This is a genomic window from Serratia marcescens (assembly GCF_006715005.1).
GTDB lineage: Bacteria > Pseudomonadota > Gammaproteobacteria > Enterobacterales > Enterobacteriaceae > Serratia > Serratia montpellierensis.
This window is the reverse complement of the sequence record NZ_VFMJ01000001.1, coordinates 1,884,159-1,909,974: the sequence shown is the minus strand read 5'-3', so window position 1 is coordinate 1,909,974 and position 25,816 is coordinate 1,884,159. Positions and strand designations below refer to the sequence as shown.

Sequence of the window (25,816 nt, the reverse complement as noted above, 5' to 3'; positions counted from 1 at the left end):
TTTATTCCTCGTTCAGTCGTTCAGCGGACTTGCTCAGCAGGGCGTTTTCAGCCTGTGAATGCAGACGGAAACGCGGATGCAGCATGATCAGCAGCCATACGGTCATCGCGATGCTGAGCAATCCGGCCCAAAACATAGCGATCCCGAAACCGTCGGCGAAGGCGCTGTGCGTCAGATCTTGCAGGCGATTCGCGCCCACCGCGTCCACGGCCGTCTGCTGTTGCTCTATCACCGCTACCCGGGCGATTTCGGCAGCCTGTTCCACCCCCTGAGTGTGCAACGCCGCTGTTAAAGTCGTGACCGCTTGCATGCTCATCAATGTGCCCAGCAGCGCGATGCCCAGCGTCATGCCGGTTTGTCGCAGCGCGTTCATCGTTGCCGATGCCATCCCAGATCGTTGCGGCGCGACGGTGCGCATCACCAGCGCGCTGGTCGCCGGCATCGACAACCCCATGCCGAAGCCGAGTAGCGCCAAATACAGCGCCACCAGGGGGTAAGACGAGTCGGCGTGCAGCTGCGTCAGCAACAGCAGGGCAATGCCCATCAGACCATAGCCGGCGATCATCAGCGAGTTCACACTCAGTTTGGCGGACAGGCGGCCAAAACCCGAAGCGGCCAGCGCCATGGCGAGAAACTCCGGTGCCATGCGCCAACCGGTGTCCGCGGGGCTCCAACCCTGAGCCTGTTGCAGAAATAACGAGACGAAGAAGACGCTGCTGTAAGCGGAGAATCCAAGCACGAAAGAGGCGAAGTTGTAGCCGGTAAAGTCGGCGTGACGAAATAGACTCAGTTGCAGCAAGGGGCGTTTGACCCGGGTTTCCACCCAGAGAAACAGCGCAAACAGCACCAGGGCGGCGTACAGCGGAAGGCGCGACTGCACGCTGTGCCAGCCGAACTCACCGGCGGCAATCAGCCCATAGGTCAGCGCGCCGAGCCACAAGATGCTCAGCCCTTGCCCTAGCGGATCGAGCGCAGCGTGTTCCGGATGCGAGCTCTCTCTCAATCCCCAACCGCCCAATACCAGCGCGACGATCCCGACCGGAATGTTGATCCAGAAAATGCCCGGCCAACCAGTGGTGTGTACCAGCAGGCCGCCCAAAACCGGGCCGATCACCAACGAAAGCGCATTAACCGAGGACCAAATGCCGATCGCGCGGGTCCGCAGCTGTTCTTCCGGAAACGCGTGGGTCAGCAGGGACAGCGCACCCGGGATGACGGCTGCACCGGCGATACCCTGGATCACTCGACCGGTCAGCAGCATGCCGAGGCTGGTCGCGAATGCGCAAACGATCGAACCAACGGTAAACAGGGCGACGCCGAAGAGCCAAATGCGTTTACGGCCAAACCTGTCGCCCAGCGGGCCGGACGAAAGGATTAACGCGGAGAGACATAGGGCATAAGCGTCAACGACCCACTGCAAGCCCGACATGTCGGTTTGCAGTGATTCCAGCATCGTGGGCAGTGCCACATTGACGATGCTGATATCGAGCGACGCCATAAATGTACCCAGACAGATGGCGGCAACGAGCGAAATCCTGCGCATACCGGACATAGAGGGGCTCCTTATTGAGAGAGGGTGATAGTGAAAACTATTCTCACATTATATTATGACTGACCGTCGGTCAATGGAGTGTGAATATTGATTTCACTGCGCTAGGTCGGCTGGTCAATGGCAACAACATTGGTTACGATGGCCGCTGGATCCACACTGGACGTTGATATGAAGACAAAAGAAAAGATGAAAGAAACACAGCCTCGAACCAAACCGGCAGAAGTGCGCCTGGATGAATTGATGGATGCGGCACAGAAGCTGTTTATCGAAAAAGGATTTGAAGCGACCACCATCAGCGATATTGTCCGTGACGCCAACGTCGCCAAAGGGACGTTCTACCACTATTTTCCGTCCAAAAACGAAATGTTGTCCGCTTTACGTATACGGTTCACTAATCACTTTATCGAGAAAATTCAGCTGGCTATCGATGAATGTGCACAAGATGACTGGTTGGCGCGCCTAAGAGCCTGGTGTGATGCTGGCGTGGCGACCTATTTTGAAGGTATGGAATTGCACGATGCGCTGTATCACGATCATCATTATCATACCCGGGGCAATCAGGATCGTGATGCCGTGCTGGAACAGATCCTGACGATTTTAAACGATGGCGCCGCGGCGGGCGCCTGGAGTCTGGATAATCCGCATTTGACCGCCATCCTGATGTATCACGGCATGCACGGCGCCGTGGATGACGTCATGGTCAATCCCAACGCCGATCGTCAAGGACTGGGGGCGGCGCTGGCGCAGGAGTTCATGCGTTTGCTGGGGTGTCGCTGATCATTCACGGCTCCGCATCGAGCGATACCCAGTAACCGGGCTGATACGGAATGGGAAGAAAACGCGCGAAAAGCTCCGCAAATGTCGCTTCGGGATCGACGCCGGCGAACAGCGACGGATGAAACCAGGTGGCCAGCCGCTCGATAGCGACGAAATTAAAGGGATGATCGTAAAACGGGTGCCAGATGGCATACGCTTTTCCGCTCTTTGCCGCGGCCAGGGTGCGATAAGCCGGGCGTCGCATCAATTTTTCCAGGCGCGTTTTTGCCAGCGCCAAATCTGCGCCGGGGCCAAGGTTGACCCAGTCACCGCTAGGTGAATAATGACTCCAGTTGCTGCCGGTCACAACGATTTTATCGGGCCGGGAAGCGATCACCGTTTCCTGGCTCAGTGAACCGTAAACGCCGTGGATATGCCTCTGGGCCAAGTTGAATCCGCCTGCGATATTCACCATTTCACCGTAGTTGCCATTTCCCCAAGACAGACAACAATCGTCGTACAACCCGGCGGCGCGCTCCATCATTACGCGTGGGCGCGGCGGAGACCGTTTTGCCAGCGTATCGAGGATCGTATCGAGATGTCGCTGACGGAAGCGAATCAAGCTGTCTGCGCTTTGCGGATTATCAAACAGCTGTCCCATGATGGCGATGCTTCTGGCGCTGTTGTTCATCAGGCCGATGCTCATATCGACAAATACCACGGGGATATTGGCCGCCGTGAGCTTAGCCATCAAACCGCTCGCTTCCAGCGCCGAGCGAGTATTCGCATTGAGCAACATGACTTCGGGCCGCAAGGCGATCAACCTTTCCAGATCGAATTGCATCTGCTGCACCCCGGCGAAGGTCGGCAACTGCGCCAACTCTGGAAAATGACGCAGATACAGCCGATAGCTATCCAGGTCGGCGGTGCGAAAATTGTCTCGCCAGCCCACCAGTCTTTCCATCGGCGCGCGGGGATTAAGCGCCGCAACGGTATAAAACAGATTGCCTTCCGCCAGGAAAATACGCCGCAGGGGATAACGTAAGGTCACCGTTCGCCCGACGATATCGGTCACGGTCTGCGTATCGGCCTGCGCGCGCAGAGATCGCAACGGCGAGGAAAGCGTCAGCAAAGTGGCGACCTGCAGAAAACGCCGTCTGCGCATCAGAAATACCAACTTATCGAACCGGTGACGCTGCGTTCGATGCCGATGCTGCAGTAAGGCGCACTGGTGCAACTGGCGACATAAGATTTGTTGGTCAGGTTGTTGATGGTCAACCCCAATTCGAGGTTATACAGACGCGGATCCCAGGCACCCGGCGTATAGCGAACGGTCATATCGCCGAGCCAAACGGCAGGCACTTTAAAGGTGTTGGCGCCATCTCCCCAACTGGCCCCCAGGTAGCGAGCGCCGCCGCCGATCAGCAGCCCCTGCAGCGGCCCTTTAGTAAAGCGATAGTCCAGCCACATTGAGCCGGTTTGCGCCGGAACACCGACCGGATGTCGCCCCAGGGTGTTATCGTTGGCTTGAGTCACGACGTTGTTGACCCAGGCATAGGACAGCATCAGGTTAAGGCTATCGGTCAGCGCCGCACGCGATTCCAGCTCCACGCCGCGAGAACGTACTTCACCAGTCTGGGTGTAATAGCTGGGATTGAGGGGATCGATGGTGTTCACATCGCGCTGCGTTAGTTGGTAGACCGCCAGGCTGGTCATCATTGCGCTGCCGGGCGGCTGCAGTTTCAATCCCATCTCATACTGAGTGGAATGGGTGGGTTTGAACGGTGAGCCCTGAGCGTCGGTGCCGGTCAGCGGATCGAAGGCGGTAGAGACGCTGGCCCACGGCGCCAGGCCGCTGTCGAACGGGTGGCTCAATCCGGCACGATAGCTCCAGGCGGCGTCATTGGTTTGCGTTTGGGTATGGACCAGATTGTCACTGGTACGCATACGCGACCAGTCATGACGGCCGCCCAACAGCAAATGCCATCCGCGCCAGCTGGCTTCGTCCTGCCCGTATAAACCGGTGCGGTGAAAACGTTGCGTTGTCGACGTGCGTGAAACCGGAACAGGATCGAATGAAGGGCGGTACTGACCGGACCAGGGATCGAACGTCACGGTTTGCGATCCCCACCAGTCTTTATCCAGTTTACCGGTCTGGTAGTCGATGCCGACCAACCCTTGGTGGGCGATGGCGCCGGTAGCGAATTTCACCTCGGCCTGGTTATCCATCACGATGCTGTCCGCCTGACTCGGGGAATCTTGGTAGACCGCCGTCAAAAGGCGGTTGTCCGGCGTGATGGCGCGGGTAAAATCGCGTCGCACTGCAGAGTCTACATGGGAATAGCGCAGGTTTTGCTTTAATCGCCAGCGATCGTTCAACTGCACTTCAAACAGTGAGGTCACATCATATTGCGTGCGGCTTGAGTTCTCGTGCGCCGGATCGCTGTAATTTTTATCGGTATCTATCTTGCCGCGCGCGTTGGGCAACAGCCCCAGAACCTGGGCGGGCAAGGTGTTGTAATAGCCCGACTCGGGTTCACGCAGATAGTGAGTCAGCACGGTCCAGCGCGTGCGTTCGTTGGGCTGCCAGGTGATGGCGGGCGCCAGATAGAGACGCTTCTGCCGGGTATCTTCTATCTGCGAGCCGCGCGTGGCTGCCAGGCCATCGAAACGATACAACCACTGTTCGTCATCGGTCAGTGCGCCGGTGGCATCGAGACTGAGGGAACGCGTACGGTCGTTGCCGACATCCAATTTAAGCTGATTCGACTCGGTAGCGGAAGGCCGCCGGGAAATCATATTGATTACGCCTCCGGCACCGCCCTGGCCGTATAACGAGGAGGAGGGGCCATGCAAGACTTCGACGCTTTGCAACCCCCAGGTTTCAATCTGTGGCCCCCAAATGCCGGTATTGCCGATGACGCGTAAACCATCCAGATAGTAGTCAGCCTCAAAGCCGCGCATTCTGGCGAAGTCCACGCCGCTGGAAAATGCACCGAAGCGTTCTACGGCAACGCCGGCGCTGTAGCGCAGCGCCTGACTGACCGTATCGGCTGATTGCACGTCCATTTGCTGTCGATTGACCACCGAGACGAATTGCGGCACGTCGACCAGCGCCGAACGGGTTTTGGTTGCCACCTCCGCTTGTTGGGCCGCGTAGCCCTGTGGAACGTTGCCCGAGGACGAACCGTCAGCTACCACCCATATCGACTCTTCGCCTGCCGCCAGAGTCAGGCAAGGCACCATGCCCAAAAAAAACGGGCAAAGATAAGCGTGCCGCAAATGAAATTCGTTGAATTTATTCAAAAATAATCCCTCTTCAAGTAAGAGTCTCGCTGTGGGGCGGGAGCCTGGCCATCTCAGGCAAGCGTTAAAATACCCATTGACCGACTGACGGTCAATATGAATAATTATCAATACCATTTAACGATTGGATAACATTATGAAGACTCTGGATGATTTATTGGCGCTGTTAGCGGAGGTGGGCGTACCTGAAGACGTACTGCAAGCGGCGGATGGCAGCTGGCAACTGCGCCAGGATTTAGCGCTCAGTTCGGCGGAAACCGTGGCGTTGCAGGCTCTGTTGAAGGCCCGCCGCGTCGATGCGCCCTCGCTGTGGGGAGGACAAGACTATTCATTAGATCAGCTTATTTCTGAAATGTTATAAGCAACTATGAAAAAAACATTGTTTATAACCTTATGTTTAAACACAAATTTATGACAAAATGGCCCGCATGAAACATAAGATATACAAATAATTAACCCCAAAGTAATTGACTGACGGTCGGTCGTAGTGTTTGATGGCGACCAGAAAATGAAGTGTTTTTGAGTCCATTTTGCTTTTCATTGTGAGCCAATACAGAAGTAACGGCGCCGCCTGACCGAGGTGCCGAAAGCTGTTTGTTTAACGAATTGTGATTGAGAAAGATAACAGTCAAACAGTGAGTTAACTCATTATGGAGTCGCTATGGTTAGTGTTGGGGATTCAATCAATCAACGTTTATTAAAGGCCCTTCAACAACATGGACAGCGCCCGGCGCTTTTTGAACGCGGGGAGATTTACAGTTACGACTGGCTGAACGGTGCGGTCGCTTCAGCCGCCTTGAAGTTGCGCCAATTAGGCGTGCAAAAAGGCGATCGGATCGCGTATCAATTGCGCAATACCCGTGAAGCGGTTGTCGTCATGCTCTCTTCGTTGATGCTCGGTGCGATCCCGGTGCCGATATTACCTTCTTATCGTGAAAAAGAGCTAAGGCACATTCTGCATCTGACCGCGCCGAAAGTATTTGCCTTGCAGCGCGGTTCCCGTCGCTATAACCCACTTGCCGCTCTGCAGACGCTGTTGACGGAAGGTCTCAATATCGATGTGATACTGGTCGAAGATTACGACGACGCCGGGCACGATACTCGCTACCTGAACTTACAACAGTTCTGTTCACCCCTGGTGCCTTCGCCGCCACTTCACGCCGTCACCATGACGCCGTCGGATACCGCCGTCATGTTGCTTTCGAGCGGCACCACCGGTTTGCCCAAGGCGATCGCCCGCAAGAATGGCGGTTACAGTTATATGATCGAATGCGGCTGTGACGTGTTTGCTCTGGACAGCCAGTCGGTCTATTTCGCTGCGATGCCGGTTTCACATGGATTCGTCATCAATTGCCCCGGCATACTGGGTACGCTTTCTCGCGGCGGCGCTGTGGCGCTCGCCGATGCGCCCTCGGCGGAAACGGCGTTGGACGCGATCGAGCGATGCGGCGTGACGCATACCACGCTGGTGCCTGCGCTGCTGTCGCAATGGAGCGAACTGCAGCAAAAAACGCCGCGCAACCTGGCAACGTTGTGGCATGTCCAGGTGGGAGGGGCCAGAGTGACGCCAGAGCTGGCGGCCTCCTCGTCCCGCAGTCTCGGCATTACCCTGCAGCAATGTTATGGCATGAGCGAAGGGCTACTGTGTTTTAACGCGGTTGACGATGACGATGCGGTGCGGTTCAGCTCTCAGGGTCGGCCTTTGAGTCCCTATGATGAAGTGCTGATCGTCGATGAAAATGGCTGTTCTTTGCCCGTGGGTAAATCAGGTGAACTGATCACCCGCGGCCCTTATACGCTCACCGAATACTACCAAAATCCCCAGGCGAATCTTGCCGCATTTACCGCTGACGGTTTTTACCGCACCGGCGATCTGGCGCATGTCGATGCCGCAGGCAATATTTTCATCGATGGGCGCGTCAACGATTCGATTAACCGCGGGGGAGAAAAATTCAGTCCGAACGAGATAGAAGAACTGGCAGAACAACATCCTGCCGTGGTGCGAGCCGCTTGCGTGGGCATGGCGGACGATCTGTACGGTGAGGTGCCGTGTCTGTTTGTCACCAGTACGGATGACACGCTGACCCTCAGCGCATTGCGCCGTTTCTTTGAGAAAGAAGGGCTGGCGGCGTTCAAGGCACCGGAAAAATTGATCGTCATCGACGCCATCCCCATGAAAGGCATCGGCAAGATAGATCGCCTGTCGCTGCGCGATATGCTGCGCCAGGAGCAGTCCGTCAGAAACACGGCGGGGTTGAACTCATGACGCAATTGCGCACTTCTCTCGGCTGCGCGGTGAGACTCAGCCGCCCGCGCAGTTCGCCGGTCACCAAACAATTGGTGGTCTTTCCGCATGCCGGCGGCGGCGTTGCGTTCTACCAGCACTGGCGAGAGCTGCTGCCGGACGAGGTGGATCTGTTCATCATGCAATATCCCGGCCGGGAAGAAGCGCAAGACGCGCCGGCCTGGGAAACGGCCCAGTACGCCATTGCGCGCTGCGTCGATGCGCTGCATGCCTCGCTGGGCATCGCGCCGGCGGTGATTTTCGGTCACAGCATGGGCACGCTGCTTGCCCTGCAGGTTGCCGCGGCGCTGCAAACGTCGCGGTTTCGCATCGACACCGTTTTGTCGGCCCAGCGCGCGCCGTCAGAACTGAAATTACTCCAGCAGGAAAGCCAGCGACAAGAAGTGTTGGACCACATCCTGGCATTCAGTGAAAGCAGCGGCGCGTTGACGCTGGATGCGCTCACTCGCCCGCTTGTCACCCGATTGATACAGCAAGACCTACGGCTGCTGGGCGAACTCAGCGCAGAACCGTTGCCCGGCCTGCAGCCGCGCATTTGGGGCGGCGACGACGACCCGTTGGTTAGCCGCTCCGCGCTGTCGCAGTGGAAAAAAGAACTCCCTGGCAGCCAGGTTCAACTCCTTACGGGCGATCACTTTTATTTCATGCAGGATACCGCTGCATTTCTCCGCCGGCTGCTTCAGTAACGCTGGCTTATTTGTCAACCTATGGCTTTAAAGGAACCTCTGATGAATTTTGAGCTGTTTAACCCACAGGATTGCGCACCGGATACGGAGAAAGCCTTTACTCTGTTCCCCCAGTTGAAAAAATTCTATGCGGCGTTAGGTAACACCCCGCTGGTTGAAGTGCCCTCGCCAAAGGGGAAGGCGTCGATTTACGCCAAGTTCGAGTTTGAAAATCCGTTTGGCTCGGTGAAGGATCGCACCGCATTCGGCCTGTTTTGCGATGCCATCAATCAACACGATTTCGCCGCCGGCGAATTGAAATTGCTCGATTCCTCGGGGGGCAATATGGCGAAAGCGCTGGCTAAGCTCGGCAACATGTGCGGGATAGCGGTGCAGGTGGTGATCCCGGATTCATCCCCGCAACCGTTGATCGACACGCTGAAGGGGGACAACGCCGTCGTTACCCTGGTCGATCGCAATCAGTTCCTGCTCGGCGTCATTGCACGCAGCCAGCAGATTTCGCATGAAGATGGGAGTTGGACGCTGTTATCCCAGCATCTCAACCTGGTTAATACCGCCGTACATCAGCATGCGACAGGCGCGGAGATCCGTCGGCAGTTGAACGGCGAGCGTGTCGATGGTTGGGTGTCCGCGGTAGGGACTGGAGGCACACTGTCTGGCGTTGCGGCGGCGCTACGTCAGGATAACCCACAGCTGATCGTGTGGGGCAGCACGCCGCGCGAACTGCCTTACGGTACGTTGTCTGCCCCGAACGGAGAACCGAAGTTCGCCGGTGCCGGCGGGTTGGGATTTGGTTTTCGCCAGCCTTTCATCAGTAAGCTGATGCAGCAAGAACCGCCTTTCAATCCGGTTTCTTATCGGGAAGCACTCAGTGCGATGCATGAGTTCCATCAACTGACCGGCGTCAAAATCGGTGCCTCCTCCGCCGCCAACTGGAAAACGGCCTGTAAGCTGGCCGAAACGTTGAGTGCAGATCAACGCATTGTCACGCTTTTTGCCGACGCGGGTTCCGATATCGACCGAGAAAAAGGGCGTGAGTGGTTCAAACAATCTGAAGCCTTATCGGTTTAACAACACCTCAAAGGAATATTTTATGGAAATTATACAGGGCAATAATAATGTATTGTCTGAGTTAATTACGCTTGGCGATTATGTTCGGGAATTAATCGGTTCCGGCAAAAGCACTGCGGAAATTGAACGTGTTCTGGCATCGAAAGACGGCTATAAAAATGTCACGATCCTTTCCGTTATAGAAATGGCCAATATTACCTTCAAAGCGAAAACGAACAATGCGCCAAACGTGGGTGATGCCAATTCACACACTGACCTGCTGGTGGATCAGCAAGGGCGTGATATCGGCACGATGAAGGGCCAAGGGTGGAAAATCGCGTCACTGTCTGACGACAGCGTGATTTCCTGGTATCACGAAACCGCTGAAACGCCGCTGGGACGGATCGAAACCGCCGGCATTTGGAACTCCAGCGCCATTTGGGCAGGACAATGGCAATCGCTGTTCGCTGCCGGCGTTAGCGGGGATGTCATGGGGAAAATCGGCGTTCGTCAGCTTTATCAGGATATTCCGAGAGAAAAATATCTGACGCTGATCGTTCTGTTGCCGTTGGATCAGATTAAAAGCTTAATTAAAAAATAATTCTACCAAACACACACAATATCCATTGCGAGGGATAGGTATGCACACGTCAGTACACTGGGATGTCATTATTATCGGTGCCGGCCCCATAGGGCTGGCCACCGCGTGGAATTATGCGCGTGAACATCAGGATCATAAAATTTTGGTGCTGGAGCAATATGCGCTATTTACGCAATTAGCGGGTACCAGCGGGGAGGAACGCCATTGGCGTTTGCAATATTCGGAATTGGAAATATTCCGCCTTACCCTGGAAGCCGACAAATTATGGCGGCAGTTGGAACAACAGGCGGACAGAAAACTGATCCACCGCATTGGCAGCCTGTGGTTCGGCGATGCGGATGTCTGGACCAATGAGGGGCAGATCCGTCAAACCATGCTGTCGATGGATGAGATGAGATTGCCCTATGAACGTCTGACGATGCGCGAAATCGAACGGCGCTACGGTTTTACCGGTCTGGACAGCAACTATGAAGGGTTCTTGCAGCAAGACGGCGGGGTAATCGATGTTAAAGGTACCCTGACGTCGCTTTACTCTCTGGCTAGCGAGGCCGGCGTGGAATTCCAGTTCCAACAATGCGTGAAGGCCGTGGAGCCGGATGCGCGGGGGGCAACGGTGCTGACGGCGCAGCATCGCTATCGCGCCCGTAAGGTGTTGGTCGCTGGCGGGCCGGGCAGCAAGAAGCTGCTGCGCCAGCTGGATATCGATCTTGCGCTTTCCACCTATGAGATGGCTTGCATCAGCATGCTGCGCAGTCAGCGTCTGGGGGCCAACGATCCCTTCTGGTTTGCTTTCCAACCGCCGGTGGAGAGCGACAGTAACCTGTTTTACGGTTTCCCGCCCAATCCGTGGTCAGTCAATGGATTTGACCGACTGGGGACCGATTTTGAAGTGGATCCGATCACCGAAGCCAATGCACCGAGCTATCGGGCCAACCCGCAACACGTTGAGCGAGCGCTGGAGTTTGCCCGGCGGCATATGCCGTTCCTCGAGCCGGACAAACAACATTCCGCCGCGAGCTGTCTGGCGGTGTTGCCTACCGATCCGGCGCGTCAATTCTATCTCGACAGCGCCAAGGGCCGCTGCCACGGCGGCGAGCATCTGGTGGTGTCGGCAGGCGGATGGGCATTCAAGTTTACCCCTCTGATGGGGCAAATTTGCGCCGATCTGCTGGCGGAACGAGAACCGCGTTGGGACATCAGCGCATTGCGCTTCTAATCGGAGAACCTCTATGCAGCAGGTGAACAGCAATGACCGGGATATCGCCTTGGTGGGCATGGCCTGCCGCTTCCCGGGCGCCGAGGACGTGGAAAGCTGGTGGCATAACTTGATCAACGGCGTCGAATCGCTGGTTCGCGTCGACAACGAACAAGTTGACTCGGCCGACGGGGGCTATATTCCCGTCGCCGCACCGGTAGCCGGCGACATATCCCGCTTCGACGCGGGATTCTTCGGCCTGAGTGCGCGCGAAGCGCTGCTGATGGATCCCCAGCATCGGCTCTTTTTAGAGTGCGCCTGGCACGCTCTGGAAAACGCCGGGGTAACGCCGGGTGAGCTTGACGATACGGGCTTGTTTGCCGGCTGTAGCAGTTCCGATTATTTGCATCAGGCACAGGGCTCTGCGTTGCTCGACAAACTCAACCCTTCGCCGTTCGAGCGGCAAATCGCGAGCGACAAAGATTACCTCACCAGCCGAGTGGCCTGGCACCTGGGCATCGGGGGGCCGGTGTGTAATGTACAGGCCGCTTGTGCCACTTCGCTGGTGGCGGTTTACGAAGCGGTTCACGCGTTGCGCAGTGGCCGTTGCAATATGGCTATGGCCGGCGCTTGTACCCTCAGGCTCCCGCAACATGAAGGATATTTCGCGCAGCAAGGCATGGTGTTTTCCACCGATGGGCACTGTCGACCGTTTTCTGCAGATGCCAGCGGCACGGTGTTCGGCAGCGGCGTCGGCATTGTCGTGCTGAAACGGCTGTCTGACGCACAGGCGGCCGGTGACGACATCATTGCGGTGATCAAAGGCGTAGCGATGAACAATGACGGCGCGCGCAAAGTCAGTTTTACCACCACCAGTTTGCACGGCCAGCAACGCCTGCTGCGCCAAGCTATGGACGATGCCCGCCTGGCACCGGAAGATTTTCGCGCCGTCGAAGCGCACGGCACGGGAACGTTGGCCGGGGATCCCATCGAATTTGAGGCGCTGAACGGCGTTTTCCGCGAGCGGACGACGCACCGGGCTTTCTGCGCCATCGGTGCCGTCAAGGCTAACGTCGGGCACCTGGAAACCTGCGCCGGCATGGCGGGACTGATCAAGGCCGCGCTGCAAATCAAACACGGTTGGCTCACGCCACAGATCAACTTTGACTCGCCGAACCCGGAAATGGCGTTGGCGGATAGCCCGTTTGAGTTTCTCTGTTCCGCTCAACGTTGGGATCGCGACGATCCACGCAACGCCATCGGCGTTAGCGCCTTCGGCATCGGCGGTACCAATGCGCATGTCGTGCTGACAAGGCCGCCGAAAACGCCTCAAATGCGGGCGGCGATAGCGCCGTTGGCGACTGTCGTGCCGATCAGCGCGCAATCGGAGCAGGCCTGGCATCGCTTGGTCAAACGTTACCAAAAGCGGCCATGCGGCGAGAATGACGAACGCCTGGCCTGGAGCGCACAAAGTGGAAGAAAGTCGCTGCGTTATCGCGGCACTCTGCATATCGGCGAGCAGGGCGTGTTGAGCATGAAAGAAAGCATGGTGGATACGGGAAAAGGGCGTTTGTCGGTGGTTTTCCAATTTCCCGGGCAGGGAAGCCAGTTTATCGGTATGGCCAGCGAACTGATGGCGCAGGATGCGACATTCAAAACGCTGATGAATGACAAGCTGCAGATATTGCAAACACAGGCTGCACTGGATCTCTCCCCGTTGTTTACCGGCCAGGCGGCCCCCGAAACAATTAACAACACGGCCTTGACGCAGCCGGCCCTGATCGCCGTCGAGATCGCCGTGGCCGAACTGTTGAAACATTACGGCGTCGAGCCGGATTGGGTCGTGGGGCACAGTTTGGGTGAGATTGCCGCCGCCTGGGCCGCCGGTGTGTTCTCGGCGCAAGACGCGTTGGTGTTCGCCGCCCGGCGCGGGCATCTGATGGCCGGGCTGCAGCCTGGTGCGATGCTGGCGGTAGAACTGAGCGCTCAGCAAGCCCAACCCTGGCTTGGCGATCGGCTGTCTCTGGCGGCGGAAAACAGTGAGAACGGCTGCGTGCTTTCTGGCCCGGTGGCGGCGATTCGCGCCTGCGAAGGACAGATGCGGGACAGAGGAGTACGTTGCAAGGTGCTGAGCGTTTCGCACGCGTTCCACTCGGCGTTGATGGATCCCATTCTTGATGAACTGGCCAGCATTGCGCCGCCGCCGCGTGAGTCGACGTCAAAGGTCCGCTACGTCTCCGCATTGCTGGCGACCGAAGTCGCTCCCGCGGCGCTCGATGCCCGCTATTGGTCACGCCATGCCCGTGAACCGGTGGATTATCACCGCGCCTTGCAACACCTACCGCGGCGCGGAAAAACGCTTTTCATCGAAGTAGGGCCGGGATCGACACTCACGGCGCTGGTCGCGCAGCTAAAATCCGCCGGCACCGTAACGGCGGTGCGCACCTTGCCGCGCCGCGACGAAGCCCAGAGCGAAACCGCCGTGTGGATCCAGGCGCTGCAAAAAATCTGGCGTGCCAGCGTCAACGTTAACTGGCGCCGCCTGTGGCAACAGCCTCCTTCCCGCATTGCATTGCCAATGTATCCCTTCGATCCGGCGCAATGGTGGTTGGGCGAGCGAGATATGCAGGGGCCGGAAGCAGGGCGAACATCGACGACGGCGGATAAACCCGATCCGCAGATGGCGCGCATCTGGCGCATTTGGGGCGACGTGACCGGCGTGAACCCTGACTCCAACCACTGCGACTTTTTTGACGCCGGCGGGCAATCGCTGATGGCATTGCGGCTGATGGCCTTGTTGGAACAAGAGTTTGGCCGGTCGGTAGGCATGGCCGATTTCCTTAAGCGGCCAACGCCGTGGGGCATAAAACAACAGTTAGACCAGGCTGGAGCATTCGAGCAAGAATCCCATTAAAACAGGATGGCAAATTATGTCAGTTAACAATGAATTGCTGAATACGCACAACCAATATCAGGTAGAAACGATCGTAATCGATGACGACACGTCATTCACTCTGGCTTACTCGTCGCAGATCAAGCTGCTGCCGGCCAATGGCGGGATCCGCTGGCGCAACTATGCGTCCCGCCAGCAGCAGGAAGAAGAGGCGATCATGCTGGCGCAGCGCATGTCGCTGAAGCATGGATTGTACAATACCGGTTTCAGCGGTGGCAAAATCGTGGTGAACAGCAAGCGTTCTCCCCAAGAACAACCGGCGGTGCTTGAAGCGATCGGCGACCTGCTCAATCGCTATGGCGGCACCATGTTTACGGGATGCGATATCAATACTGGCAATCGAGAGATGGACTATTTGCGGCAGTTTACGCCATGGATCCTGAATGCCATGGACAGCCCGCAAGTCGACACGTCGGTGGCGACGGGCTACGGCGTCTGGAGCTCGATGAAAAAGGTGTTGACGCTGCGGCTCAATCATTTGCCGCGGGCCCGCATTGCTATTCACGGCATGGGTAAAGTCGGGGCGGAAGTGGCGAAACAAAGCCTGCTGTTCGGTTGCGAAGTGACGGCGTATGACATCAATCCTGCGGCGCAGTTCCCGCCTGGGGTCCGCCGCGTCAGTGAAGACGAACTCTGGGCGCAACCCAGCGAGGTGCTTTGCATCGCGTCCTTGTCCAACATATTAAATGCGCAGAACGTTGAACAACTGAATACGCGTTGGGTGATTAGCAGCGCCAATTCGCCGTTCAGTACGCCGCAGGCAGAACAGCGGCTGCTGGCGCGCGGCATCCACTATCTGCCGGACTATGTCAGTAATGCCGGCGCGGTGATCTGCGACAGCATCGAAATGGCGTTCACCGACCGGTATAACCAAATGAATCAGGAACAGGTCAATGCCTATGTGCATTCCGTGATTGGCGCCAAGACCGAGGAGTTGCTGCAGCGTGCTCAACTGCTCAATTGCGATGTCGGGCAATTGTTGCAACCGATCAAATCCGCCGCCATGGTGGCGTAACAATGGGCCGGGAAGCCTGCGCTTTCCCGGCCTTAGCTGTTTAACGGGCATAAATTCATGATCATCGTAAAAGACGCTTTGCGGAGCAAAGTGGAAACCGAGTCACAGGGGCACCGCACCGTGCTGTATACAGCAAGTGGTCAACCCAGTTATATGCATGTGATCTCTCGCTTTACGCTGCAAGAGGTCACATCAGGGTTAGGAGAGGCGGTTCATCCTGCCTTTATCGTCAACGGCCAGCTTAAAGACGCTTTTTTTTATGGCTGTTATCCAGGAACTCTGGTCGATGGAGAACTGGTCAGCCAACCCGATACGGCTCCGGCGAGCTGGCACGATCTGGCCACATTTCGTCGGGCGGTGGCGCGCAACGGCGCCGGATGGCATATTGGCACCAATGCGGAATGGGCCGCGCTGATGTTCTGGTGCCGCCATCAAGGATGGGCGGAGTTGGGCAATACCGAGAGTGGCCGGTCGCATCACGATCGCCGTCAGTATGGTAAACGATGCGACGGCGGTGCCGTGGGCGATGAACAGGGCGATCCGACAACCTTTACCGCATCCGGCCCGGGAGCCTGGTATCACGACGGTACGCCGTACGGCATCGGCGATCTGTGCGGTAATTTGTGGGAATGGCAGCACGGGCTGAAATTGGTCGCGGGGGAAATTCTGCTCTTGCCGGATAATGACGCCGCAATGCCAATGACCGACGATGAAGACGAACGCTGGCGCGCGGTCGACCTGGCGACAGGGGCATGGGTGCTGCCCGGCAGTGGAGGGACGGCTAAATTCGATGCAGTCTCACCCATTCGTACAGGCAATGCTGGCGCGCCGCTTATTACCGACTCTATTCAGCATTTTAACGGCGATCCGCAGGATAACGGATATCCGCCTGGATTGATGGACGATGCGTTCGATCGTATTCGCATGGCAAGCGGGGCACCGTTACCGGATGTGTTGAAAATTCTTGGCATTGTCCCTCATCACCGGTGTGCGGACGGCGATCAGGTTTATCTGCGTAATTATGGTGAACGCATTCTGATGCGCGGCGGCGCCTGGTATTCCGGCGCCGCCGCCGGACTGAGGACGCTGTGCCTGAGCCATGGTGCGGGGCACGCTAGTGCTACGGTCGGCGCCCGGCCGGTATGGTGTTTGTAAGCTGTTGGCGATGCACGGGCCTGCGCAGCGGCCGTGGCCGCCGCGCAGGGGGTTATTGGCTGATCGTCTGCTGCAGCGCCTGAACGGAAGAGGCGATGCCGGCATCGACCGACATGGTCAGGTCTTCCATTTCCAGCGACACCCAGTCGTTGTAGCCCATCATGCGCACCACCGAGAAGAACTCCTTCCACCACTGCAGATCCCGGCCGCAGCCGACGGCGACATAGTTCCAGGCGCGGCGGGCCACGTCGTCGATCGGTTTGGTCTCCAGCAGTCCGTTAACCTCAACGACGCCGCGCTCAAGGCGCACGTCTTTGCCGTGCACATGGTGAATGGCGGGGCCGAGGGCGCGGGCCACCGCGATGGGATCCGCACCCATCCAGATCAGGTGGCTGGGATCGAGGTTCAGACCCACCATCGGGCCAACGGCCTCGCGCAGCCGGAATAGCGTTTCCGGGTTCCACACCAGCATGGCGCTGAAGTTTTCCAGCGCAAAGCGCTCGACGCCGCACGCTTTGGCCCGGGTGACCAGCGCCTGCCAATAGGGGATCGCCACTTCATTCCATTGATAGTCCAAACAGTTTTTCACCGTCGGCGGCCAACTGACGGTATAGGTGATCCAGTTGGGGATGGTGTCATGCGGGCTGGCCGGGGGCAGGCCGCTCATCATGACGATCTTTTTCACCCCCAACAGGCCGGCCAGCTCCAGCGTATTGTCGGTTTGCCGCAGATGACGCTGCCCCAGCTCGCCCGGATCGAGCGGATTGCCGGAGACATTGAGCGCGGCGATCTCCATGCCGCGGCTGGCCAGGGCCTGCTGCAGCTGCCGGCGTTTGGCCGGGTTGGCCAGCAGATCGTCGGTATCCAGATGGGGCGCCGGAGACCAGCCGCCGGTGGTCATTTCCACGCCGCGCACCCCCAGCTCCAGCAACCGATCCAGCATCGGCTCGAAGGACAAATGGCCCAGGCTGTCGGTACAGAATGAAAGTTTCATGGTGTTTTCCTTATAGGTAATTGACCCAGGTGGCGCCGTTGTCGGCGGAGCGAACGCAGTTTTCAATCCAGCGCACGCCTTCCAATCCGGCGTCGATATCCGGGTAGATCAGCGTGGCCAGCGCTTGCCGATCGCCGCGCTGGCTGGTGCTGATGGCGATGGCGAACTTGAGGTAGATATTGGCCCAGGATTCGGCCAGGCCTTCGGTATGCAGCGCGCCGAGCCGCTCTTCGGCCAGCGCGCTGTCGTCCAGATAGGGCATACCGTGGTGCAGCGTTTGGTTGGGCCGCCCCTGGATCTCATAGCGCAATTCGCCGGGCGTGGAATCGCTCCACTGCAGGCTGGCGCGTGAGCCCACCACGCGGATGCTTTGGCTGTCCATTGCGCCCGCATTGACGGCGGAGGCCCACATGCGGCCGACGGCGCCGTTTTCGTAGTGCATGAGCACCATGGCGTTGTCTTCCAGCGGGGCGCGGGAAGGAATAAAGCTCTGGCGATCGCACAGCAGGGAAGCAATCTTCATGTCGGGCATCACCAGCTGCGAGATGTAGAAGGTGTGGGTGGAGATGTCGCCCAGCACAAAAGAGGGGCCGGCGATTTTCGGATCGACACGCCACTTTTGCGCTTCGAACGTGTCCGCGCTTTCGTTGGCATTGAAGCCGTGGGTGTACTGCAATTCGACCATGCGTATTTCGCCGATGTCGCCGTTCGCGATCATGGCGCGCATCTGCATCAGCAGCGGATGGCCGGAGAAGCCGTAGGTTACGCCGACGATAAGGCCTTTCTCCGCCGCCAGCGCCTTGATTTCTCTCGCCTCCGCCGTGGTGAAGAACAGCGGCTTTTCGCAGATGACATGCAGGCCGGCACTCAGCGCGGCGCGCGTGATTTCATAGTGGGTGCCGTTGGGGGTGGCGATGGTCACCACCTCAACACCATCTTCGCGGTTAGCTTCTTGCTCCAGCAGCTGTTGATAGCCGTCATAGCAGCGTTCGGCGGGCACGCCGAGATTGACGCCAAACTCACGTCCGCGCGCCGCGTCGATATCAAAGGCGCCGGCAACCAGCCGATAGGCGGTGTTGTCGCGCAGTGCGCCGGAACGGTGCTTGTAGCCCACCTGGCTGAGGCGGCCGCCGCCGATCATCGCCCAACGCAGCGGGCGAGGGATGCTTCTTTCACCATTTAACATGCTGACTCCTGATACTGTGGCTTTGCACTCGGGTGCAAAATGGGTTGAAAAAGAGAGTGGCAACGGCTTATTTCTGGTTCATCTGCGCGAATTGCGGGTAGTTTTCTCGCGTCACGGTGGCGTAGGGTATCCAGTTATAGGGCTCGGTTTTGGCGTGATCCAACATCGCTCGGGTCACCTGCACCGCGCCGATCGCCTGGGCTTTGGCATCCTGGAAAATGGTCACCGCCAGGTCGCCGTTTTTGATAAATTGCAGGCCGTCGGGCGTGCCATCGATACCGGCAACCAGCACGCCATTCTTTTTGGCCTGCTTCAGCGCCATGATCGCGCCGATGGCCATCTCATCGTTGTTGGCCGCGATCGCATCGATCGGCGTGCCGTTCAGCAACCAGCCGGAAACCACGTCGACCGCTTCGTTGCGCTGCCATTTGGCGGTCTGTTTCTCTACCACTTTCAGGTCTTTGTGTTTGGCGATCACCGCTTCTACCGCACGGGTACGTTCGCGGGTTTCTTCGTTGGATAGGGCACCCATCAGGATCGCCACGTTGCCGCGGTAATTCATTTTTTTCGCCAGGGCCTCCATCTGCAGGCGGCCGCTGAGCGCCGAATCGGAGCCGACGTAGGCCGTCGCGCCGCTAAGCGGCACTTCGGGCTTGCGGTTGACGAAGATAAGGGGGATCGCGGCGCGTTGGGCAGCCGTTATCATCGGCTGGACGCCTTGCGTATCGACCGGGTTGAGGATAATGGCATCCACGCCCTGATTAATCAGATCGTCTACCTGCTGCACCTGCAGGGCAACATCGCCCTTGGCATCGACGAACTGGCCTTGCAGCTGCTGCGCAGCCAGTTCTCGTGCCATTTGGCTGCGCAGAATGGAGACGAAGTTGAGATCGAAGTTGGCCAGCGCCACGCCGACCTGGTAGGTCTTGGCCTGGGCGGTCACGACAAACAGCGAGCAGGCTAACATCAACAGCAGTCTGGTTTTTTTCATTACGATATCCTGTTGAGAAAAGAGGCGTTGTAGGCAAACAGCGAATTTGCAACCGGGTGCAAAGCAGGAGGCAAAACGGCCGTGAGTCTCTGAATGCCACCGTGAATGTCGGCCATGGATAAAATTTGGTCAACAGGGGAAAGGTGAAAACAGCGCGGACGATCACAAACTCTTTACGTTTTGCACCCGGTTGCATAACAAATTGCAATCGGGTGCAAAAACGGGACATAATTGCAGCAGGCATACCGGCAGGCGCTTAGGGGATCTGAGCGAGCAGGGTATAGTGTGACTTCACCGAAGCAGAGATCGACGCAACCATGACGAAACACCACAAAGCCACCGCCAGCGACGTCGCCGAAAAGGCCGGCGTCTCTAAATGGACGGTATCGCGCGCCTTTACGCCCGGCGCGTCGATCTCAGACAACGCGCGTGAAAGCGTACTGGCGGCGGCGGCCGAGCTGGGTTATCGACCCAATCTGCTGGCGCGCAGCCTGTCGCAAAAACGCACGCACATCATCGGCGTAGCCATCGACGAGATGAAGAACCCGCATTCGATGATGATGCTCGATATGGTCACCAAACAGCTGCAAACCCGCGGCTATATGGCGCTGCTGCTGAACATCACCGCCGGGGAAAACTACCGGGCGGTGATGGCGATGGCCGATCAGCTGCAGGTCGATGGCATTTTGTTCCTGGCGACGGTGTTAACCCAAGAGTGGGCGGCGATCGCGCAAGATCTGCATCAGATCCCGCTGGTGCAGGTATGCCGCAATACGGAAAGTGAACATATCGATGTGGTCAATATCGACGGCTACCGCGCCGGCGAAGAGATCGCTGGGTTGCTGATAGAACAAGGGCATCGGCGCTTTGGCTACATGAAGGGGCCAGACACGCAAAGCAGCCATTTGCTGCGCATGGAAGGCTACCGTGACAAATTGATGGCCGCCGGCTTTCAGTTGGATCGGGTGCTCACCGCTGGCCACTACGATCGCCAGCGCGGTTTCCAACTGATGAGTGAATACCTGCAGGCAACGCCGGAAAGTGAGCGGGTTGAGGCATTGTTCTGCGAGAACGACGTGTTGGCGCTGGGGGCGCTCGAGGCGCTCAGACAAACGGCGCCGTCGTCTGCAATGGCCGTGGTAGGTTTCGACGATATCGACGAAGCCGGCTCAGCCAATTGGGCGCTGACCAGCTACAGCCAACGCATTGACCGGCTGGTCGAGGAGGCCTTGAATCGCCTGATCGACAATCGCACCACGGCAGACGGCGCCTGGCGGCATGGAGAGTTGCGGGTTCGGCGGTCGCATTTGGCTGGGAAACCGGCGTAAGGATTTCTTTTTGTGTGACAATGTCACTATTGAGGCTTGATGAGAGCACATCGAGATGGAAAGAAGAAACTCTATAGAAGAGAAAGCGTTGCATCTAGAGAGCCCATCGCCAGCGGTGGTGAGTACCGCTGGGGACGCCATGGCAAACAGGCAGACGATGAGCAGTTGCCGCTGCGTGAAAGTATGCATGGGCGGATACAACATGGCATGGATTACACGCCGCTATTTCAATTTTTGCTCAGTAAAGTGGGCCAACCCTGGAATGAAGTACATAGCGAAGCGGTAAGTCGGTTGGATAAAGAAGCGCCTATTTTTTACCTGGTGGCGCTGCACCGTAAAAACTGGCAGAGCTATGTCTGCTGTGGTGAGTCGAGCTATTACAGCGGACTATGCATAGATGATCACGGGATACTGCAGAAAGTGAACCCGGCATTCACCGCAGAAGATGTGCCGGTGAGATGCCGCTGTTGTACCTATACGTTCAACGGGGAACTCGTACCCGTCACGGAAAAGAACTGGCAAAAACCCTATGAGAAGGAATCCTGGGAATAGTCAGGTTTCACGAGTGTCATTCTGATGTAGATTGACTGCCGAAGTTTGCCAGATTTCACGTAGCGCGATCAAAAAAGGAGGGCATTTTGACCCATTTTGCACAGTGGCTTAGCCAAATTCAGGCGCTTGAGGTTGAACTGCACCAGCCAACAACGCGCTGCGATCCGAAACATGTCGCGGCATTGTTGCATGAAGACTTTGAAGAGATTGGTCGTTCAGGCCTACGTTATGACAAATGCCAAACCGTTGCGGCGCTGGAGATGGAAACGGATTATCCGCCGATTTTCGCCGAAGGTTTTAAGCTGGCGAAAATCAGTGAAGGCGCCGTGTTGCTGACGTACAAAAGTTTTCAGCGTGACGCGCAGGGCCGCGCCGTTCGTTGCACTGAACGCTCATCGATTTGGCTCCTGACGGAAAAGGCGGGTTGGCAGATGCGCTTTCATCAAGGTACGCCGACTAAGGGTTAAACTGAGATGATGAAACTGAGATGTGTTGATAGATGGGCTTAAACATAAAAAAGGATGTCAGCCTGATAAGCCTTGAAGGTGAGGTGAGAAAGGACGGGCAGAATAACCCCGGTGCATACTCAGTGAGTGCATTTAACATAATATACATTATGCGCACCTAGGCGATAATATGTGGATTCTGCCGTCCAGGCCTAATCATGGGCTTTCTCCTGCGGTTAACCATGCCGCGCCAACTGCTCATGCCGTGAATAAATTCGTTTTTCAACCGGGCCATAAGCCGCCGGGTTTTGCCGGCTGTCTTCTGCTGCCTGTCGCTTGATTGCCGCGAATACCATGATGCTTGCGCAGATAGTCTCTGAACGTCAAATGTCGGATCGCCTGTTCACTTCCTGCGTACGTGATGCGTGCGATCGCCGTTTCCCTTGATGTAGTAACGCCTGCCGGTAATGCCGTTCTCGCCGCGCAGCGTAGATCTCATGTCATGCATCTTGTCATTCAAACCATCCAACGCCGCCAGGCTTTCACCTCCAGCAAGATATCAATCGTTGGTTTGGCTGCCAGCGCCGGCACTGCTGATGAATTGCCGTTAACATGCCGGCCAGTATGCGCTCTGCCATTTCCCGCTCCAGTAATGATGACCGGACATGATTTTCGATGGCGCATACCTGCCGGTATTGGCCAAAAATCCCCTGCCTTTTTGATCGCGCTACGTGAAATCTGATAAAGCGTGGCGGCTACAATACTGCAGATTTCACCCAAACGCGTCATTTAAACGGGCAATATTTGCACGCTAGATGCGCATTGGCATCCGCTTTCTTCGCTTGCGGCACGTATCACGGCGTTGGCTATACTGAATGGGAACATTCTTTCACGCTCAAGGAGTCTCCCCATGTTTGATCATGTGAAATTTGGCGTCAGCGACTTTGCCCTCAGCAAAGCGTTTTTCCTCAATGCGCTGGCGCCACTGGGCGTAAAGATCGTTGCCGAAGGCGAACCCGACTATGGCGTTGAGCTGTGCCGCGATCGAGATAACGTGTCATTATGCCTGTTTCAGACCGATGAAAAACCGGCGCATCTGCACCTGGCATTTGCCGCAAGCAGCCGTGAACAGGTCGATGCGTTCTATCACGCCGCGTTAAACGCCGGCGGCAAAGACAATGGCACGCCCGGCTTGCGGCCCAATTACCATGCCCATTACTATGCGGCATTTGTGATCGCCCCGGATGGGCACAATATCGAGGCGGTTTGCCATAAATCGATGAGCTTGTGATTTTACCAGTTAAAACAGCGTATTAATCACGAATTGATGTACTCTATTTAACATAACGCAATTGTTACGCGGTCGCTTGTCGTTACCCTGTCACGTCAATCCACTCTGCTCCGGTGATGCTGGCCAGCCGCAGTGGCGCAATTCTCACGCCTGAGTTATCGCTGCCGCCTGCCGGGAGCACTTCACCGTAGCTGCACAGGCTGCGGTCGCAGTAAATTCTCACCGTTTCCGGTGCGGCAAAGGGGCAAACGCCGCCGGGTGGATAGCCGGTCAGCGCCTCCACCTCCTCTGCCGGCAGCATACGCGCCTTTACGCCGAAGAATTGTTTGTACTTCTTGTTGTCGATTCTGGCGGTTCCCGCCATCACCAACAGCACCACGCCGTCGTTCACGCGAAACGACAGCGTCTTGGCGATCTGCCCGCTCTCCACCCCAAAGGCTTCCGCCGCCAGCGCCACCGTAGCGGTATTCTTTGCCAGCACCGTCACCGCCGTTTCCGGTGCGTGCTCGGCCAGAAATCGCTGAACGCGCTCTATACTCATGCCCTTCCTCCTGATGTTGCTAAGCCATTGATAATGCCGCAGTGATGGCTTCGGTTTTAACACCGCATGCTAAAAATGAGAATCAAAATTGTTCAAATCGGTAAATCTGAACAAAGCTTTAAGGGGCCAATGCCCTTTTTACCTATCATTTTTCATGGAGATACCTGCATGACCACGCAAACGACAGCAAGGCCCTCGGCGGCCGCAGTGGCCGTCTATGAATGGCTCAACCCGATACCCTATGGATTTTTCACCGCGGCGCTGATCTTCGACATCATCTATGCCTGCACGGCGAACATTCAGTGGGTCAATGGTGCCGGCTGGCTGATCGCCATTGGCCTGGTTTTTGCCATTATTCCCCGGCTGATTAACCTGGTGCAGGTGTGGTTCGGCAGCGGCCGGCGGCAGGGTTCATCGGTCAAACTCCATTTCTGGTTGAATCTGATCGCCATCGTTTTCGCCATCATCAACGCTTTCGTGCATAGCCGGGATGCGTACGCCGTGGTGCCGGAAGGCCTGGTGCTATCTGCCATCGTGGTCGCGCTGCTGAGCGTGGCTAATGTTCTGCTGGCCCTTGCCACCCGTGCAAAATAAGGAGGTTTTCATGAAGCTATCATCCCTGGCGCTCACTCTTGCTGCCGTTTTGGCGGTGGCCGGCTGCGATAACAGCGCCGTCATTTCGCCGGAACAACAAATGGGCCCGGATCCGACATTACCGCCGGCGCAAAACTTTCTGATCCCGCCGATGCAGGTGCCTAAGGGCGTGGGTTGGCAACAGAACCAGATGCCGAAAGTGGCCGAAGGATTGAAAATCGACAAGGTGGCGGACGGTTTGCTGCATCCGCGCCAGCTGCTTACCCTGCCCAACGGCGATGTGTTGGTGGTGGAAGCCAACGGCCCGGGCACCGAAGCGGTCAGCACGACCAAGCAGCTGATCGCCGGGCTGGTGAAAGGCCAATCCGGTAAAGGCGGCAAAGGCGGCAACCGCATCACCCTGCTGCGCCCAACTGCCGACGGCGGCTGGGAAAAGCATATCTTCCTCGAGGGGCTCGATTCCCCGTTCGGCGTCCAGTTGATTGGCAACACCCTGTACGTGGCCAACACCGGCAATATCATGCAGTACGCCTATCAGCCGGGCGAAACGCGCATCAGCGATGCGGGTAAAGAGCTGGCCGATCTGCCGGACACCATCAACCACCACTGGACCAAGGCCCTGCTGGCTAGCCCGGACGGCAAAAAGCTGTATGTCGGCGTCGGCTCCAACAGCAACATCACCGAAAATGGCCTGGCCGTAGAGTACCGGCGCGCCGCGGTACTGGAAGTGGACACCGCCTCTGGCGCCAGCCGCATCTTCGCCAGCGGCCTGCGCAACCCAACCGGGCTGCAGTGGGAACCGCACAGCGGCAAGCTGTGGGCCATCGTCAACGAGCGTGACGAGATCGGCGCCGATCTGGTGCCGGACTATCTGACCTCCGTGCAGGACGGCGGCTTCTACGGCTGGCCTTACAGCTATTTCGGCCAGCACGTCGATCGTCGGGTGCAGCCGGCGCGGCCGGATCTGGTGGCGAAAGCCATCAAGCCGGACTACGCCCTCAGCTCGCACGTCGCGCCGCTGGGGCTGCTGTTCTATACCGCAAGCGCACTGCCGGCCGAGTATCGCGGCGGCGCCTTTGTCAGCGAGCACGGCAGCTGGGATCGCTCGCCGCTGAACGGCTACCGGGTCAGCTACGTGGCGTTCGAGCAAGGCAAGCCGGTCGGCAAACTGAAAGCGGTGGTGACCGGATTTGTCTCCGACGACGAGAAAGAACTCTATGGCGCACCGGTAGGGTTAGCGATTGACAAGTCCGGCGCCCTGCTGATTGCGGATGACGTGGGTAACACCGTTTGGCGCGTCAGCGCTAAATAACGTTAAC

General features: G+C 57.4%; 24 protein-coding genes. 17 read left to right on the top strand and 7 right to left on the bottom strand.

Going from position 1 to position 25,816, the window contains the following annotated elements:
- Position 1 precedes the first annotated feature (1 nt).
- Positions 2–1,552, bottom strand: coding sequence for an MFS transporter (locus FHU12_RS09045; RefSeq protein WP_141968851.1), 1,551 nt, complete (start codon positions 1,550–1,552; stop codon positions 2–4).
- A gap of 117 nt (positions 1,553–1,669) precedes the next feature.
- On the opposite strand from FHU12_RS09045, the gene FHU12_RS09040 reads away from it, so the two are divergent.
- Complete coding sequence (locus tag FHU12_RS09040) at positions 1,670–2,329, top strand: TetR/AcrR family transcriptional regulator (protein ID WP_230201386.1); 660 nt, start codon at positions 1,670–1,672, stop codon at positions 2,327–2,329.
- A gap of 4 nt (positions 2,330–2,333) precedes the next feature.
- On the opposite strand, the gene FHU12_RS09035 is transcribed toward FHU12_RS09040, so the two are convergent.
- Together FHU12_RS09035 and FHU12_RS09030 are read right to left on the bottom strand one after the other, a co-directional pair.
- Positions 2,334–3,473, bottom strand: a complete 1,140-nt coding sequence (locus FHU12_RS09035) for an ABC transporter substrate-binding protein (protein WP_141968849.1) — start codon at positions 3,471–3,473, stop codon at positions 2,334–2,336.
- Positions 3,473–5,614, bottom strand: coding sequence for a TonB-dependent siderophore receptor (locus FHU12_RS09030; RefSeq protein ID WP_185742291.1), 2,142 nt, complete (start codon positions 5,612–5,614; stop codon positions 3,473–3,475). Before FHU12_RS09030 ends, FHU12_RS09035 begins: the two co-directional genes overlap by 1 nt.
- 136 nt (positions 5,615–5,750) lie before the next feature.
- Between FHU12_RS09030 and FHU12_RS09025 the strand changes: the two genes are divergently transcribed.
- The 9 genes from FHU12_RS09025 (at position 5,751) to FHU12_RS08985 (ending at position 16,574) form a co-directional block, all read left to right on the top strand.
- Complete coding sequence (locus tag FHU12_RS09025; protein ID WP_060433068.1) at positions 5,751–5,975, top strand: hypothetical protein; 225 nt, start codon at positions 5,751–5,753, stop codon at positions 5,973–5,975.
- Between the two features lie 300 nt (positions 5,976–6,275).
- Positions 6,276–7,880 carry an AMP-binding protein gene (locus FHU12_RS09020; RefSeq protein ID WP_141968844.1) on the top strand — a complete coding sequence of 535 codons (1,605 nt, stop codon included), beginning with the start codon at positions 6,276–6,278 and terminating at the stop codon, positions 7,878–7,880.
- On the top strand, positions 7,877–8,605 hold the full coding sequence (locus FHU12_RS09015; protein ID WP_141968842.1) for a thioesterase II family protein: 729 nt from the start codon (positions 7,877–7,879) through the stop codon (positions 8,603–8,605). Before FHU12_RS09020 ends, FHU12_RS09015 begins: the two co-directional genes overlap by 4 nt.
- Before the next feature lie 42 nt (positions 8,606–8,647).
- On the top strand, positions 8,648–9,676 hold the full coding sequence (locus tag FHU12_RS09010; RefSeq protein ID WP_141968840.1) for a pyridoxal-phosphate dependent enzyme: 1,029 nt from the start codon (positions 8,648–8,650) through the stop codon (positions 9,674–9,676).
- Between the two features lie 22 nt (positions 9,677–9,698).
- Positions 9,699–10,256 carry an allene oxide cyclase barrel-like domain-containing protein gene (locus FHU12_RS09005; RefSeq protein ID WP_141968838.1) on the top strand — a complete coding sequence of 186 codons (558 nt, stop codon included), beginning with the start codon at positions 9,699–9,701 and terminating at the stop codon, positions 10,254–10,256.
- A gap of 40 nt (positions 10,257–10,296) precedes the next feature.
- Positions 10,297–11,472, top strand: coding sequence for an NAD(P)/FAD-dependent oxidoreductase (locus FHU12_RS09000; RefSeq protein ID WP_141968835.1), 1,176 nt, complete (start codon positions 10,297–10,299; stop codon positions 11,470–11,472).
- A 13-nt stretch (positions 11,473–11,485) separates the two neighbouring features.
- Positions 11,486–14,365 (top strand): type I polyketide synthase, encoded by a 2,880-nt coding sequence (locus FHU12_RS08995; RefSeq protein WP_141968833.1) that lies wholly within the window; start codon positions 11,486–11,488, stop codon positions 14,363–14,365.
- 16 nt (positions 14,366–14,381) lie between these two features.
- Positions 14,382–15,419 (top strand): Glu/Leu/Phe/Val dehydrogenase dimerization domain-containing protein, encoded by a 1,038-nt coding sequence (locus FHU12_RS08990; protein ID WP_141968831.1) that lies wholly within the window; start codon positions 14,382–14,384, stop codon positions 15,417–15,419.
- 57 nt (positions 15,420–15,476) lie between these two features.
- Entirely contained in the window at positions 15,477–16,574 is a 1,098-nt protein-coding gene (locus FHU12_RS08985) for a hypothetical protein (RefSeq protein ID WP_141968829.1), read from the top strand.
- A gap of 52 nt (positions 16,575–16,626) precedes the next feature.
- Here FHU12_RS08985 and FHU12_RS08980 read toward each other — a convergent pair whose 3' ends face one another.
- The 3 genes from FHU12_RS08980 to FHU12_RS08970 form a co-directional block, all read right to left on the bottom strand.
- Positions 16,627–17,568 carry a sugar phosphate isomerase/epimerase family protein gene (locus FHU12_RS08980; RefSeq protein WP_141968826.1) on the bottom strand — a complete coding sequence of 314 codons (942 nt, stop codon included), beginning with the start codon at positions 17,566–17,568 and terminating at the stop codon, positions 16,627–16,629.
- 10 nt (positions 17,569–17,578) lie between these two features.
- Positions 17,579–18,754 (bottom strand): Gfo/Idh/MocA family protein, encoded by a 1,176-nt coding sequence (locus tag FHU12_RS08975; protein ID WP_141968824.1) that lies wholly within the window; start codon positions 18,752–18,754, stop codon positions 17,579–17,581.
- Between the two features lie 67 nt (positions 18,755–18,821).
- A complete protein-coding gene (locus FHU12_RS08970; protein ID WP_063919468.1) occupies positions 18,822–19,745 on the bottom strand; it encodes a substrate-binding domain-containing protein in 924 nt (307 codons plus the stop codon).
- 317 nt (positions 19,746–20,062) lie between these two features.
- Here FHU12_RS08970 and FHU12_RS08965 point away from each other — a divergent pair, with 317 nt between their 5' ends.
- From FHU12_RS08965 to FHU12_RS08945, 5 genes are all read left to right on the top strand, one after another.
- Positions 20,063–21,073: a LacI family DNA-binding transcriptional regulator gene (locus FHU12_RS08965; RefSeq protein WP_141968822.1), complete on the top strand. Its 1,011-nt coding sequence runs from the start codon at positions 20,063–20,065 to the stop codon at positions 21,071–21,073.
- A gap of 39 nt (positions 21,074–21,112) precedes the next feature.
- Positions 21,113–21,625, top strand: coding sequence for a hypothetical protein (locus FHU12_RS08960; protein ID WP_141968820.1), 513 nt, complete (start codon positions 21,113–21,115; stop codon positions 21,623–21,625).
- 86 nt (positions 21,626–21,711) lie between these two features.
- Positions 21,712–22,092 (top strand): nuclear transport factor 2 family protein, encoded by a 381-nt coding sequence (locus FHU12_RS08955; protein ID WP_141968818.1) that lies wholly within the window; start codon positions 21,712–21,714, stop codon positions 22,090–22,092.
- Positions 22,093–22,492: 400 nt separating this feature from the next.
- The gene (locus tag FHU12_RS08950; RefSeq protein ID WP_141968816.1) at positions 22,493–22,813 is read left to right on the top strand and encodes a hypothetical protein; all 321 of its coding nucleotides are present in this window, start codon (positions 22,493–22,495) and stop codon (positions 22,811–22,813) included.
- Positions 22,814–22,981: 168 nt separating this feature from the next.
- Positions 22,982–23,362, top strand: a complete 381-nt coding sequence (locus FHU12_RS08945; RefSeq protein WP_141968814.1) for a VOC family protein — start codon at positions 22,982–22,984, stop codon at positions 23,360–23,362.
- A gap of 82 nt (positions 23,363–23,444) precedes the next feature.
- Here FHU12_RS08945 and FHU12_RS08940 read toward each other — a convergent pair whose 3' ends face one another.
- On the bottom strand, positions 23,445–23,903 hold the full coding sequence (locus tag FHU12_RS08940; protein ID WP_060433082.1) for a YbaK/EbsC family protein: 459 nt from the start codon (positions 23,901–23,903) through the stop codon (positions 23,445–23,447).
- Between the two features lie 168 nt (positions 23,904–24,071).
- Between FHU12_RS08940 and FHU12_RS08935 the strand changes: the two genes are divergently transcribed.
- Both FHU12_RS08935 and FHU12_RS08930 read left to right on the top strand, forming a co-directional pair.
- A complete protein-coding gene (locus tag FHU12_RS08935) occupies positions 24,072–24,497 on the top strand; it encodes a DUF2231 domain-containing protein (protein ID WP_060433083.1) in 426 nt (141 codons plus the stop codon).
- A gap of 10 nt (positions 24,498–24,507) precedes the next feature.
- Positions 24,508–25,809, top strand: coding sequence for a PQQ-dependent sugar dehydrogenase (locus tag FHU12_RS08930; RefSeq protein ID WP_141968812.1), 1,302 nt, complete (start codon positions 24,508–24,510; stop codon positions 25,807–25,809).
- Positions 25,810–25,816 lie beyond the last annotated feature (7 nt).

What these genes read in the sequence shown, in the direction of transcription:
- FHU12_RS09000 (WP_141968835.1), top strand. Translation starts at nt 10,297, where the DNA reads ATGCACACGTCAGTACACTGGGATGTCATTATTATCGGTGCCGGCCCC.
- FHU12_RS08975 (WP_141968824.1), bottom strand. Translation starts at nt 18,754, where the DNA reads ATGTTAAATGGTGAAAGAAGCATCCCTCGCCCGCTGCGTTGGGCGATG.
- FHU12_RS09025 (WP_060433068.1), top strand. Translation starts at nt 5,751, where the DNA reads ATGAAGACTCTGGATGATTTATTGGCGCTGTTAGCGGAGGTGGGCGTA.
- FHU12_RS08985 (WP_141968829.1), top strand. Translation starts at nt 15,477, where the DNA reads ATGATCATCGTAAAAGACGCTTTGCGGAGCAAAGTGGAAACCGAGTCA.
- FHU12_RS08965 (WP_141968822.1), top strand. Translation starts at nt 20,063, where the DNA reads ATGACGAAACACCACAAAGCCACCGCCAGCGACGTCGCCGAAAAGGCC.
- FHU12_RS08930 (WP_141968812.1), top strand. Translation starts at nt 24,508, where the DNA reads ATGAAGCTATCATCCCTGGCGCTCACTCTTGCTGCCGTTTTGGCGGTG.
- FHU12_RS08990 (WP_141968831.1), top strand. Translation starts at nt 14,382, where the DNA reads ATGTCAGTTAACAATGAATTGCTGAATACGCACAACCAATATCAGGTA.
- FHU12_RS08995 (WP_141968833.1), top strand. Translation starts at nt 11,486, where the DNA reads ATGCAGCAGGTGAACAGCAATGACCGGGATATCGCCTTGGTGGGCATG.
- FHU12_RS09040 (WP_230201386.1), top strand. Translation starts at nt 1,670, where the DNA reads ATGGCAACAACATTGGTTACGATGGCCGCTGGATCCACACTGGACGTT.
- FHU12_RS08945 (WP_141968814.1), top strand. Translation starts at nt 22,982, where the DNA reads ATGTTTGATCATGTGAAATTTGGCGTCAGCGACTTTGCCCTCAGCAAA.
- FHU12_RS09005 (WP_141968838.1), top strand. Translation starts at nt 9,699, where the DNA reads ATGGAAATTATACAGGGCAATAATAATGTATTGTCTGAGTTAATTACG.
- FHU12_RS09035 (WP_141968849.1), bottom strand. Translation starts at nt 3,473, where the DNA reads ATGCGCAGACGGCGTTTTCTGCAGGTCGCCACTTTGCTGACGCTTTCC.
- FHU12_RS08940 (WP_060433082.1), bottom strand. Translation starts at nt 23,903, where the DNA reads ATGAGTATAGAGCGCGTTCAGCGATTTCTGGCCGAGCACGCACCGGAA.
- FHU12_RS08950 (WP_141968816.1), top strand. Translation starts at nt 22,493, where the DNA reads ATGCGTGCGATCGCCGTTTCCCTTGATGTAGTAACGCCTGCCGGTAAT.
- FHU12_RS09015 (WP_141968842.1), top strand. Translation starts at nt 7,877, where the DNA reads ATGACGCAATTGCGCACTTCTCTCGGCTGCGCGGTGAGACTCAGCCGC.
- FHU12_RS09045 (WP_141968851.1), bottom strand. Translation starts at nt 1,552, where the DNA reads ATGTCCGGTATGCGCAGGATTTCGCTCGTTGCCGCCATCTGTCTGGGT.
- FHU12_RS09010 (WP_141968840.1), top strand. Translation starts at nt 8,648, where the DNA reads ATGAATTTTGAGCTGTTTAACCCACAGGATTGCGCACCGGATACGGAG.
- FHU12_RS08935 (WP_060433083.1), top strand. Translation starts at nt 24,072, where the DNA reads ATGACCACGCAAACGACAGCAAGGCCCTCGGCGGCCGCAGTGGCCGTC.
- FHU12_RS08960 (WP_141968820.1), top strand. Translation starts at nt 21,113, where the DNA reads ATGAGAGCACATCGAGATGGAAAGAAGAAACTCTATAGAAGAGAAAGC.
- FHU12_RS08980 (WP_141968826.1), bottom strand. Translation starts at nt 17,568, where the DNA reads ATGAAACTTTCATTCTGTACCGACAGCCTGGGCCATTTGTCCTTCGAG.
- FHU12_RS08970 (WP_063919468.1), bottom strand. Translation starts at nt 19,745, where the DNA reads ATGAAAAAAACCAGACTGCTGTTGATGTTAGCCTGCTCGCTGTTTGTC.
- FHU12_RS09020 (WP_141968844.1), top strand. Translation starts at nt 6,276, where the DNA reads ATGGTTAGTGTTGGGGATTCAATCAATCAACGTTTATTAAAGGCCCTT.